This is a genomic window from Salipiger sp. (assembly GCF_059781815.1).
Map to the genome: position 1 here is coordinate 1 of NZ_JBYNAH010000179.1, position 11460 is coordinate 11460.

Sequence of the window (11460 nt, forward strand, 5' to 3'; positions counted from 1 at the left end):
TCGACACTCTGCTCTACGACAGCGCCGACAGCTACGCCCAGACCCGCAACAGCTATCTGTCGTACCGGCGCTACCAATTGGGGGATACCGAGACCGGGTCGGCGGGCTATATCGACCCCGAAGCACTCGACACGGAGGGATTCTGATGACCCGGCACTTTCTCACCCGCAGGGAGATGATCGGCAGCGCCGCCGCCGCGGCACTGTGCGCGTTCGTTCCCGGCGCCGCGCTGGCGGTAACCGCGGCGCAGGCCTCGGATCTGGTCGAGCGCATGCTGACCGACATCAACAGGGTGATCGATTCCGGCAAATCCGAAAATGCGATGATCGCCGATTTCGAGCGCATCTTCCGCACCTATGGCGACATGCCCTACATCGCGGCCTACGCCATGGGTGCCGATGGCCGCCGCGCCACCCCGGCGCAGAAGAAGGCCTTCACCAACGCCTTCTCGGGCTATGTCAGCCGCAAATACGGCAAGCAGTTCCGCAAGTTCATCGGCGGCAAGCTGGAGATCGAGGGCAGCAAGAAGGTCAAGAACGCCTACCAGGTCTCGACCACGGCGCTGCTGCGCGGAGAAGCGCCCTTCGACGTGACCTTCTTCGTCGGCGAGAAGTCGGGCCGATTCTACAACATGTATGTGGAAGGCGTGAACATGCTGCTCACCGAGCGGACCGAGGTCGGCGCCATGCTCGACCGCCGCCGCGGCGACATCGACGCCATGATCGCCGACCTCAAGCGCGCCGGCTGACCGGCGCTCTTGAGCGGGCGCTAATCTTCGGGAAGCCGGAAACCGGCGATCAGGATCTCGCGCGCCCGCTCTGCACCGACCCGCAATCCGCCCACCCGGAAATTGATCAGCCCAAGCCTGCCCGGATGCGGAAGCCGCCGCACGACGACATTAGAGGGCAGGTCAAGATAGCGTTCAGATCGCTGGGCTTGCCTGCCCATCAGAAGCACAAGCTTCACGCCATGCTCGAGCAGCAGGTGCCGGTTGAAACGCGCGCCCTCGCGAAGGATCGCCGCGCCGCGGCTCGCGGGTGCGTCATACCAAGGCACCGCATTCATCGGGAGGTACGCGGACAGCGCGATGCCGTTGGCCTCAAGCGCAAACTTGCAGAGCTCCGCCGTCGGATCGCCATTCAGCACGCCGATCTCGCCCGTTCGAACGGCATTGCAGCCGGCACCGTGAATGGTCCCCGGATCCTGCAGAATACCGGCGAGACGGTACGGCCCGCAGTGATACGGGGCAATTCTCGGGAACCGGCGTATCTCTGGTTGTATCAAATGCAGGTTACGGGCACGACGAAAGCCGTGCCCGCCCTCTGGATCACATCGTGGCGAGCAGCGCCTCGCCGGCGGAGGTCTCGCAGCCGCGCGTCTCCTCGGGCATGAACTGCGTCACAACGCCGTCCTCGACCAGCATGGCGTAGCGCTTGGTGCGCGAGAAGAACCCGATCGCGGGCACCGTCAGCTCCATGTCGATGGCCTTGGTGAAGGCCGAGTCCGCATCGCACAGCATCGAGATCCCCGCCTCTTCCGCGCCCGTGGCCTTGCCGAAGGCGTCCATCACGAAGGGATCGTTGACCGCGACGCAGATGATCTCGTCCACGCCCTTGTCCTCAAAGGCCGCCTTGGTGCGGATGAAGCTCGGCACATGCGCGGCCTGACACGTGGAGGAGAAGGCTCCGGGGATGCCGAAGATCACCACCTTGCGGCCCTTGAGCCTGTCGCCGAGAGCGACCGTCTCGACCCCTTCGGCTCCCATCTTGGTCAACGTGGCCTCGGGCAGCGTGTCTCCTGCGGAAATTGACATGTTGGCGGTCTCCCTGAATTGCGTTTCCTGCACTCCGGGATATAGGCTCCGCGCGAACGAGGCCAACGGAAAACAGGGGCAGGACGATGGGCGATGTTGTGGTGATCGGAGGCGGCCAGGCCGGCGCCTCGCTGGTGGCGCGGCTGCGCTCCAAGGGGTTCGACGGCAAGATCACCCTGATCGGCGCCGAGCCGGTGCCGCCCTACCAGCGCCCGCCGCTCTCCAAGGCCTACCTGCTGGGCGAGATGGAGGAGGAGCGCCTCTTCCTCCGCCCGCGCGCCTACTATGACGAGCAGAACATCGAGCTGGTGCTGAACGCGCCGGTGACCGCCGTCGATACCGAAGCCCGCGCGATCATCGCCGACGGGCGCAAGATCTCCTATGACGACCTCGTCTTCTGCACCGGCTCCAACCCGCGCAAGCTGCCGGCGGCGATCGGTGGCGATCTCGACGGCGTGTTCTGCGTGCGCGGCATCGCCGATGTCGACGCCATGAAGCCGCGCTTCACCGAAGGCGCCAGCGTGCTCATCGTCGGTGGCGGCTATATCGGGCTCGAGGCGGCGGCGGTGGCCGCCAAGCTCGGCCTCAAGGTGACGCTGGTCGAGATGGCCGAGCGCATCCTGCAGCGCGTCGCCGCCCCCGAAACCGCCGACTACTTCCGCGACCTTCACACGGCGAAGGGCGTCGACATCCGCGAGGGCGTGGGACTCGGAAAGCTCACCGGCACGGACGGCAAGGTGACCGGCGCCGAGCTCACCGACGCCAGCACGCTCGACGTCGATTTCGTCATCGCCGGCGTCGGCATCCTGCCGGCGCTCGAGCTCGCCGAGGCCGCCGGCATCGACATCGAGAACGGCATCCGCACCGATGCGACGGGCCGCACCTCGGCGCCCAATGTCTGGGCCGCAGGCGACTGCGCCTCCTTCCCCTATCGTGGCGAACAGATCCGGCTCGAGAGCGTCGGCAACGCCATCGACCAGGCCGAGGCGGTGGCCGACAACATCATGGGCGTGGGTCGCGCCTACGAGGCCAAGCCGTGGTTCTGGTCCGACCAGTACGACGTCAAGCTGCAGATCGCCGGGCTAAACACCGGCTACGACCGGGTGGTGGTGCGCAAATCGGGCGACGCGGTCTCGCACTGGTACTACGCCGGCGCCACGCTGCTGGCGCTCGACGCGATGAACGATCCGCGTGCCTACATGGTCGGCAAACGCCTGATCGAGGCCGGCAAGTCGCCCGAGCCGGAGGCGGTGGCCGATCCTGAGACCGACCTCAAGGCGCTGCTCAAACCGTGAGGATCATCGCGGGAGACTGGCGCGGACGGGCGCTCACCTCGGTCGGCAAGGGCGATCCCCGGGCGCATCTGCGCCCGACCACCGACCGCGTGCGCGAGAGCCTGTTCAACATGCTGGGCGGTGGTCGCTTCGGTGAGCCCTTCGGAGGCGCGCGCGTGCTCGATCTCTTCGCGGGAACCGGCGCGCTGGGGCTCGAGGCGCTGTCGCGCGGAGCCGCGGCCTGCACCTTCGTCGATGACGGGCGCAAGGCGCAGTCGCTGCTGCGCGACAATATCCGCCTGCTGGGCTGCGCCGAGCGGACGACGCTGATCCCCCGCGACGCTTGCCGCCTGCCCCCGGCGGAGGTGCCCTGCGATCTCGTCTTCCTCGACCCGCCCTATGGCAAGGATCTCGGCGCCCGCGCGCTGGAGGCGGCCCGGACAGCTGGATGGATCGCGCCCGAGGCGCTGATCGTCTGGGAAGAAAGCGCGCCTCAAGCCGCGCCCGAGGGCTTCACCCTGCTCGACACCCGCCGCTACGGAGACACCCACGTGACGGTGCTGCGCGCCGCCTGAGCACCCGGCGCCTTCGCGCTGGCAATCGCGTCCGCATCCTGTATCTTATTCGCATATGTTTATTCGTGCGACGAGAGAGGGAGGCTCCGCATGACGCTCTTCAAACCCAGCCGGCGGGATATCCTTGCCATGGCCGCGGCGGCCCCGGCGCTGACCCTGCCCGCGATCGGGCGCGCCGAACTCGGCGCCCCCGCCGCCGGCAACCCGACGCATTTCGCCTTCACGCTCGGCGAGGCGAAGATCACCGTCATCTCCGACGGCTCGCTGCAACTGCCCACCGACGGGCTCGGGGTGAACGCCGACCCCGAAGTGGTGAAGGCCTTCCTGGAGCAACACTTCCTGTCGCCCGAGACCAACTACTCCCACACCAACCACCTGCTGGTCGAACTGGGCGAGGCGGTGGTGCTGGTCGACGTGGGTTCGGGCAACCGCTTTCTCGACACCGCGGGCCGGCTGATGGCCAATCTCGACGCGGCGGGGGTCGACGCGGCATCCATCACCCACGTGGTCATCACCCACGCCCACCCCGATCACATCTGGGGCATCCGCGACGATTTCGACGAGGCCATCCTGCCCGACGCCGCCTATTTCCTCGGCCAGACGGAGCATGATTTCTGGATGCAGGACGGACTTGCCAGCCAGGTGCCGGCGGAGATGCAGCAATTCGTGGTGGGCGCGCAGAACTCGATCCAGGTCGACGGCGCCGACTGGCAGCTGATGCGCGACGGGCAGGAGATCGTCCCCGGCCTGCGCGTCATCGACACGCCCGGCCACACGCCGGGCCACATGAGCCTGATCGTCGAGTCCGGCGGCCAGCAGCTGCTCGCCACCGGCGACGCAATGAGCCACGCCTACACCAACTTCGCCCACCCCGACTGGTACAACAGCTTCGACATGGATGGCGACGTCACCGTGACGACCCGCAAACGCCTGCTCGACATGGCCGTGGCCGACCGGATGGCGGTGCTGGGATACCACTTCCCCTTCCCCGGCGTGGGCCACGTCATGCGCGAGGGCGACGCCTATCGCTTTGTGCCGGCGCTGTGGAAATGGGGCTGATCCCGCGCCCTTGCCGCTGACCGGCGCTTTGCGGCGCGGTCCGGCCTGCCTCCGGCGGGAGTATTTTTGACGAAGAGAAGCCAGGGGCGCTGTGCCCTACCCTTCTCTGGTTCAAAAATACCTCGGGGGTGAATTGGCGCACAGCGCCAAGAGGGGGCTGGCCCCCTCTCTTCCCCGAGCAAAGCGCTGCGCCCTGGCGACAGGGCGCAACACCGCGGTCTTCGCGAACAGCCACGCAGGGCCGGCGGTCACGCCCAGGTCGGGTGGAACTTGCCGCCGGGCGAGAGGGTGAAGATCTCGACCCCGTCCGCGGTCACGCCGACCGAGTGTTCGAACTGCGCCGAGAGCGACTTGTCGCGGGTGATCGCGGTCCACTCGTCCTTCAGTACCTTGGTCTCGGGGCGGCCGAGATTGACCATCGGCTCGATGGTGAAGAACATGCCTTCCTCGAGCTGCGGGCCGCTGCCGGCGCGACCGTAATGCAGCACGTTGGGCGGCGCGTGGAACACCCGGCCGAGCCCGTGGCCGCAGAAATCGCGCACCACCGACATGCGGTGACTCTCGACATAGCTCTGGATGGCGTGGCCGATATCGCCGAAGGTGTTGCCGGGCTTGACCTGCTCGATGCCGATCATCAGCGCATCATGCGTGACCTGCATCAGCCGCTGCGCATAGGGCTTGGGCTCGCCGGCCACGTACATGCGGCTGGTGTCGCCGAACCAGCCATCCACGATCACCGTCACGTCGATGTTGAGGATGTCGCCGTCGAGCAACGTGTCGTCGTTGCGGGCGTGGCTGTCGTTCTTCCATTTCGGGATCTTGTTGCCGGGAATGCCGTGGCAGACCACGTGGTTCACCGAAATGCAGCTGGCGTGCTGGTAGCCCTTGTACCCGATCGTCGCCGAGGTCGAGCCGGAGGCGTCGACCGCGGCGCGGATCACCTCTTCGAGACCGCCGGTGGTCTGGCCCGGATGCACGTGCGGCGCGACGTCGTCGAGAATCTTCGCGGCGACGGCGCCGGCGGCCTGCATGCCGGCAAAATCTTCGGGGTCGTGAATGCGGATGCCGTCCCGGGTGAGGCGGCCGCCGGTGTCGTGTCTCAAGGCTGCGCGCTCCGTGTGAATTCGAGTCCGTTACTTAAACCCTCGCGCGCCGCTTTGCCAGAGGGGACCGCCGGAACCCCGCTCAGCCCTTGCGTGTTGCCCATGAGGGCGTCAGGAACGACGTCATAACGCAGAAAAATCAGACGAGGGACCATGGAACAGCTCGACGATGTGATGAATACCGAGATTTACAACGGCACCTCCCTGTCGGACGTGCTGACGCTTGATTTCCTTGCCGGGATCCTCGGCAACGTGGTGACCGGGCTGCTGATCCTGATCGTAGGCTTCATCATCGCCGGCTGGGTCCGGCGACGCGTCGTCGGTATCTCGAAGCGCAGCGCGCGGCTCGACGACACGCTCTTCGCCTTCCTCGGCCAGATCGCGCGCTACCTGGTGCTGATCTTCACCGGGCTGATCGTGATGAACAATCTCGGCATCCAGACGACCTCGATCATCGCCGCGCTGGGTGCCGCCGGCCTCGCCGTGGGCCTGGCGCTGCAGGGCACGCTGTCGAATGTCGCCGCCGGCGTGATGATCATCGTGTTCCGGCCCTTCAAGCTCGGCGATTTCATCGAGGTGGCGGGCGAGATGGGCACCGTGAAGGACATCACGCTCAACACCACCGAGCTTGCCTCGCTCAGCAACACCCAGGTGATTGTGCCCAACGCCTCGATATGGGGCAACGTGATCGAGAATTTCTCGGTCTACAGCACCCGCCGGGCCGAATGGACCTTCGGCGTGGGCTACGGCGCCAATCTCAAGACCGCCGAGGAGGTGATCCTGAGCACGATCATGGCCGACGCGCGCTCGAAATCCGATCCGGCGCCGTTCATTCAGGTCAACAATCTCAACGACAGCTCGGTGGATTTCCTCGTGCGGGTCTGGGTCGAGAGCGGCGATTTCTTCCAGTATCAGGCCGACATGAAGCGCAAGGTGAAGGAGGCGCTCGACCAGCATGGCGTCGACATTCCCTTCCCGACGCGGACGCTTGTCGTGGACCGCGGGGACGAGGACGCAATCGCCGCCGAATGAGCGGCGGCTCTGAGCCGGTGACGCGGATGGGGGCGCTGCCCCCGCCGCAGCAGAGCTGCGACTCCCCCGGAGTATTTTTGACGAAGAGAAGACAGGGGCGCTCTGGTGAGCGCAGTGACCGGTAGCCCTGCGCGGCGCGGCTTGCGCGCTAGCGAGGTCAGGGGGCGCGGAAGGGGAGGGCCGCGCGCAGATCGACCCCCTCGGGGCCGACGGCGCAGTCGAAGGCCAGCACCTCGACGCCGCGGGCGGTGGCCTCGGCGAAGGCCGACGCATAGGTCGGGTCGAGATCGGCGGCGAGGGTGACCGCGCTGCAATCGGTGCGCTGGACGAGATAGAGCATCACCGCCCGGTGTCCGGCCTCGGCCATGGCGGCGAGTTCGCCCAGATGCTTGGCGCCGCGGGCGGTGACGCTGTCGGGGAACTCGGCAAGGCCGGGCTGGCGCGACAGGGTCACGGATTTCACCTCGACATAGGCGTCGGGGCGGCCCTCCGCGCTCAGCAGGAAGTCGATGCGGCTGTTCTCGCCGTATTTCACCTCAGGGCGGACGCTGTCGTACCCGTCTAGCCCGGGGACGTCGCCGGCGGTGAGTGCGGCGCGCAGCATGCGGTTGGGAACGCCGGTGTCGACCCCGGTGAAGGCGCCGCTGTCGTGCTCGACCAGCCGCCAAGCGTATTTCAGCTTGCGCCTGGGGTCGTCATTGGGTTCGAGCCAGATCGTCAGCCCTTCGTCCTTCAGCCCCAGCATGCTTCCGGGGTTGGCGACATGGGCGGTGATCTCGCGCCCGTCCTCGAGCCGGGCATCGGCGAGGAAGCGTTTGTAGCGGCGCAGCAAAACGGCGCGGATCAGGGGGGTTTGAAAGCGCATGGCGCGGGCCTATACCATTGCACGAGGCGCGCCAAGAAGGACAGCACGATGACCAATCCCACCGCAGCGATGATCGTGATCGGGGACGAGATCCTCTCGGGCCGCACCCGTGACAGCAACATGAACCACTTCGCCCGCGAGCTCACCAAGGTGGGCATAGACCTGCGCGAGGCGCGCGTGGTCTCGGATGACCGCGAGGCCATCATCGACGCCGTCAATGCGCTGCGGGCGCAGGTCGATCACGTCTTCACCTCGGGCGGCATCGGGCCGACCCATGACGACATCACCGCCGATTGCATCGCCGCCGCCTTCGGCGTGCCGATCGACATCCGCGAGGATGCCTACGCGCTGCTGGCGGCGCATTACGAGCGCCAGGGTTCGGAGTTCAACGCCGCGCGCGAGCGCATGGCGCGCATCCCCGAGGGCGCGGTGCTGATCGAGAACCCGGTCTCGATCGCGCCGGGCTTTGCCATGGACAATGTCTACGTGATGGCCGGCGTGCCGGCGGTGTTCGAGGCGATGGTGGCCAGCGTGCTGCCGACCCTCACGGGAGGCGCGCCGCTCTTGTCGCAGAACCTGCGTATCGAGCGTGGGGAGGGCGAGATCGCCGGGCCGCTCTCGGAGCTGGCCTCGGAATTCGCCGACCTCTCGATCGGCTCCTACCCGTTCCAGAGAAACGGCATCTACGGCGCCAACATCGTCATCCGTGGCGCTGACGGCGCCCGCGTCGATGCCGCCATGACCCGCCTCTGCGAGCTGTTCCCCGCATGAGCGCGCCCACACTGACGGCACTCTACGACGCCATCGACGCCACCTGGCCCGCGGCGAACGTGATCGAGGCGGGGCCGTGGCAGCTGCGCGATGGCGGCGGCGGCGGCAAGCGCGTCTCTTGCGCCACCGCCTCAGGCGCGTGGGACCGCGACGATCTGGCAGCCGCCGAGCAGGCGATGCGGCTCATGGGGCAGGACGCGCTGTTCATGATCCGCGCCGGCGAGGATGCGCTCGACGCCGCGCTCGCGGCCGAGGGCTACGCGGTAATCGACCCGGTGACGCTCTGGGTGGCGCCGGTCGCGCGCCTCACCGATGTCGAGATCCCGCGCGTGAAAGCCTTCGCGATCTGGGAACCTCTGGCGATCATGCACGAGATCTGGGCCGAGGGCGGCATCGGCCCGGCGCGGTTTCGGGTGATGGAGCGTGCGCAGGGCCCCAAGGCGGCGATCCTCGGGCGCACCGAGGACAAGCCCGCCGGCGCCGGGTTCTGCGCCATCCATGACGGTGTCGCCATGGTGCACGCGCTCGAGATCCGCGCGGCCCATCGCGGCAAGGGGCTCGGCAAGTGGATGATGCGCCGCGCCGCCACCTGGGCGCAGGAGAACGGGGCAGAGTGGATCGCCGCGCTCTGCGTCAAAGAGAACGGCCCGGCCAACGGTCTCTATGCTTCCCTCGGCTTCGAGGCCGTGGGAGAGTATCACTATCGCATCAAGCCAGAGACCTGACACATGACCAAGGACCTGCCCACCGCCCTCAACCTGCCGATGGTGGATCCGCTGCCGCCGGAGACGCAGAAATACTTCGACATCTGCGACGAGAAGCTGGGCATGGTGCCGAACGTGCTGAAGGCCCACGCCTTCGACATCGCCAAGCTCAACACCTTCACCGCGTTGTACAACGAGCTGATGCTGGCCGACTCGGGGCTGAGCAAGCTCGAGCGCGAGATGATCGCGGTGGTGGTCTCGTCGATCAACAAGTGCTTCTACTGTTTGACCGCGCACGGCGCCGCGGTGCGCCAGCTCTCGGGCGATCCCAAGCTCGGCGAGATGCTGGTGATGAACTGGCGCGTGGCCGACCTGCCCTACCGCCAGCGCGCCATGCTCAGCTTTGCCGAGAAGATGACCAAGGCCAGCGCCGAGATCGCCGAGTACGACCGCGAGGCGCTGCGCGACGCCGGCTTCTCCGAGCGCGACATCTGGGACATCGCCAACGTGGCGGGGTTCTTCAACATGACCAACCGGGTGGCCTCGGCCACCGACATGCGGCCGAATGACGAGTATCACGCGCAGGCTCGCTAAGGCGGCGCTGCTGGCGACCCTGTGCTCGCCGGCGGCGGCGCTCGAACTGGCGCTGCCGGGCGGGGCGCGGCTGATGGCCGAGCGGGTCTCGGACCCGGGCAGCTACGCGGTGCCCACCGGGCCGTGGCAGGACGAGACCGGCATCCCGGTGATCCGCTCCGAGGGGCGCATCGTGCGGCAGGCCTGGCGCATCCCCTCCTCCGACCTGACGACCCTGCAGGTGCTGGCGCCGCTGCGCGAGCAGCTCGAGGCGGAGGGCTACGAGATCCTGTTCGACTGCGCCTCGGCGCGCTGCGGCGGCTTCGATTTCCGCTTCGGCACCGAGGTGATCCCGGCGCCGGAAATGTATGTCGACCTCACCGCCTTCCGCTTCCTGAGCGCCCGTGGCCGCAACGGCGATCACCTGACCTTGCTGGTCAGCCGCTCGAACGCGGCAAGCTACGTGCAGGTGATCCGGAGCGGCGGGCGCGTCGACGCTGTCCCGACCGCTGTGCCCGAGGAGATCCCGACCGTTGCCGTGGTCGCAGCGGGCTCGGGGTTCGAGCTCGAAGCGAAGGGGCACATGATCCTGCGCGACCTGAGCTTCGAGAGCGGCTCGTCTTCGCTCGGCGAGGGCGCCGTGGCGTCGCTCGACGCCATCGCGGCCTATCTTGAGGCGACGCCCACGCGGCGGGTGCTGTTTGTCGGCCACACCGACGCCACCGGCTCGCTCGAGGCCAATATCGCAGTGTCGCGCAAGCGCGCCGCCGCGGCGATGGAGTATGTGCGGGGCAAGGGGGTGGCGGCAGAGCAGCTCGGCTTCGACGGCGCGGGCTATCTCGCCCCGGTGGCCAGCAACCTGACCGAGGCGGGCCGCGAGGAGAACCGCCGCGTCGAGGCGATCCTGCTTCCAAACGAGTGAGTTTTCGGGACCCCGGACAGCGCCAGCGGCTGCCGGAGTCCCCAGGCAATCCCTTAGGGGGTGAGTCGGATCGCCTGTTCCCGAAGGGTCGGGCGTCAGCCGTTATGGATGAGGGTCTGACCCAGGAATTCTTCGAAAAGAACCGCGGTCCGGCTTGGCGTTCCCTCGTCGGGATGGCGCGCCGAGATCACTTGCCGGCGGCTCGACAGCCCCGGCATGACCGGCACGAGCCGGCCTTTGTGAAGGTCCTCGCGGACCATGTAGTCGGGTAGCAGCGCAATGCCGAGCCCGGCCTGGCAGGCGGCGAGTTGCGAGCGCCGGTCCTGGAACAGAAGCTGCCGTCCCGAGGTGATCGGGACGTCGGCGCCGTCCTCGTCGATCAGGCGCCACGCGCGCTCGGTCGTGCCGTCGCGGCGCAGCAGGCGGTGCAGGCTGAGCGTGCTGGGCTCGCGCGGGACGCCCTCTTGATCGAGATAGTCGCGCGAGGCGACCAGCATGTTGCGGGTGGCGCCGATAATGCGCGCCGCGAGCGGGCGGCGTTCGGCCGGCGTGACCCCCAGCGCGATGTCCCAGCCTTCGCCGTCATCGTCGGGATCGGTGCGGAAATCGAGCCGCACGGTCGACATGGTGTGCAGGAAGCCACCGATGCGCGGCATCACCACATGATCCACGAGCTCGGGCTCGGCCAGCACGCGCAGCGTCTCGCCATCGGTGGTGGCGCGTTTCATCGCCCGCGCGATCAGGTCGGCGCGCGCGGTCTCGTCGAGGA

At 67.6% G+C, this 11460-nt stretch carries 14 protein-coding genes; 9 read left to right on the forward strand and 5 right to left on the reverse strand.

Going from position 1 to position 11460, the window contains the following annotated elements:
* The first annotated feature begins 145 nt into the window (after positions 1–145).
* Positions 146–748 carry an MlaC/ttg2D family ABC transporter substrate-binding protein gene (locus tag AC6RA4_RS18220; protein ID WP_500162780.1) on the forward strand — a complete coding sequence of 201 codons (603 nt, stop codon included), beginning with the start codon at positions 146–148 and terminating at the stop codon, positions 746–748.
* Between the two features lie 20 nt (positions 749–768).
* On the opposite strand, the gene AC6RA4_RS18225 is transcribed toward AC6RA4_RS18220, so the two are convergent.
* Both AC6RA4_RS18225 and AC6RA4_RS18230 read right to left on the reverse strand, forming a co-directional pair.
* Entirely contained in the window at positions 769–1146 is a 378-nt protein-coding gene (locus tag AC6RA4_RS18225; RefSeq protein WP_500162781.1) for a uracil-DNA glycosylase family protein, read from the reverse strand.
* 181 nt (positions 1147–1327) lie between these two features.
* A complete protein-coding gene (locus tag AC6RA4_RS18230) occupies positions 1328–1813 on the reverse strand; it encodes a peroxiredoxin (RefSeq protein WP_500162783.1) in 486 nt (161 codons plus the stop codon).
* 86 nt (positions 1814–1899) lie between these two features.
* On the opposite strand from AC6RA4_RS18230, the gene AC6RA4_RS18235 reads away from it, so the two are divergent.
* The 3 genes from AC6RA4_RS18235 to AC6RA4_RS18245 all read left to right on the forward strand — a co-directional run bounded on the left by AC6RA4_RS18235 (position 1900) and on the right by AC6RA4_RS18245 (position 4721).
* On the forward strand, positions 1900–3108 hold the full coding sequence (locus tag AC6RA4_RS18235) for an NAD(P)/FAD-dependent oxidoreductase (protein WP_500162784.1): 1209 nt from the start codon (positions 1900–1902) through the stop codon (positions 3106–3108).
* Positions 3105–3662, forward strand: a complete 558-nt coding sequence (rsmD, locus tag AC6RA4_RS18240) for a 16S rRNA (guanine(966)-N(2))-methyltransferase RsmD (RefSeq protein WP_500162786.1) — start codon at positions 3105–3107, stop codon at positions 3660–3662. The genes AC6RA4_RS18235 and rsmD overlap by 4 nt, the downstream gene beginning before the upstream one ends.
* A gap of 90 nt (positions 3663–3752) precedes the next feature.
* The gene (locus tag AC6RA4_RS18245) at positions 3753–4721 is read left to right on the forward strand and encodes an MBL fold metallo-hydrolase (RefSeq protein ID WP_500162788.1); all 969 of its coding nucleotides are present in this window, start codon (positions 3753–3755) and stop codon (positions 4719–4721) included.
* A 248-nt stretch (positions 4722–4969) separates the two neighbouring features.
* On the opposite strand, the gene map is transcribed toward AC6RA4_RS18245, so the two are convergent.
* Complete coding sequence (gene map / locus AC6RA4_RS18250; protein ID WP_500162790.1) at positions 4970–5824, reverse strand: type I methionyl aminopeptidase; 855 nt, start codon at positions 5822–5824, stop codon at positions 4970–4972.
* Positions 5825–5977: 153 nt separating this feature from the next.
* Here map and AC6RA4_RS18255 point away from each other — a divergent pair, with 153 nt between their 5' ends.
* Positions 5978–6856, forward strand: a complete 879-nt coding sequence (locus AC6RA4_RS18255; protein ID WP_500162792.1) for a mechanosensitive ion channel family protein — start codon at positions 5978–5980, stop codon at positions 6854–6856.
* Positions 6857–7013: 157 nt separating this feature from the next.
* Here AC6RA4_RS18255 and sfsA read toward each other — a convergent pair whose 3' ends face one another.
* Complete coding sequence (gene sfsA / locus AC6RA4_RS18260; protein ID WP_500162794.1) at positions 7014–7721, reverse strand: DNA/RNA nuclease SfsA; 708 nt, start codon at positions 7719–7721, stop codon at positions 7014–7016.
* A gap of 48 nt (positions 7722–7769) precedes the next feature.
* Here sfsA and AC6RA4_RS18265 point away from each other — a divergent pair, with 48 nt between their 5' ends.
* From AC6RA4_RS18265 to AC6RA4_RS18280, 4 genes are read left to right on the forward strand one after another with little or no spacing between them, the layout of a single operon-like run.
* A complete protein-coding gene (locus AC6RA4_RS18265) occupies positions 7770–8492 on the forward strand; it encodes a competence/damage-inducible protein A (protein ID WP_500162796.1) in 723 nt (240 codons plus the stop codon).
* Positions 8489–9217, forward strand: a complete 729-nt coding sequence (locus tag AC6RA4_RS18270) for a GNAT family N-acetyltransferase (RefSeq protein WP_500162797.1) — start codon at positions 8489–8491, stop codon at positions 9215–9217. The genes AC6RA4_RS18265 and AC6RA4_RS18270 overlap by 4 nt, the downstream gene beginning before the upstream one ends.
* Positions 9218–9220: 3 nt before the next feature.
* Positions 9221–9790, forward strand: a complete 570-nt coding sequence (locus tag AC6RA4_RS18275) for a peroxidase-related enzyme (RefSeq protein WP_500162799.1) — start codon at positions 9221–9223, stop codon at positions 9788–9790.
* Complete coding sequence (locus AC6RA4_RS18280) at positions 9762–10691, forward strand: OmpA family protein (protein ID WP_500162801.1); 930 nt, start codon at positions 9762–9764, stop codon at positions 10689–10691. The genes AC6RA4_RS18275 and AC6RA4_RS18280 overlap by 29 nt, the downstream gene beginning before the upstream one ends.
* 95 nt (positions 10692–10786) lie before the next feature.
* Here the strand turns inward: AC6RA4_RS18280 and AC6RA4_RS18285 are convergent.
* A partial coding sequence (locus tag AC6RA4_RS18285; protein WP_500162803.1) for a LysR substrate-binding domain-containing protein occupies positions 10787–11460 on the reverse strand: 674 nt, incomplete at its 5' end.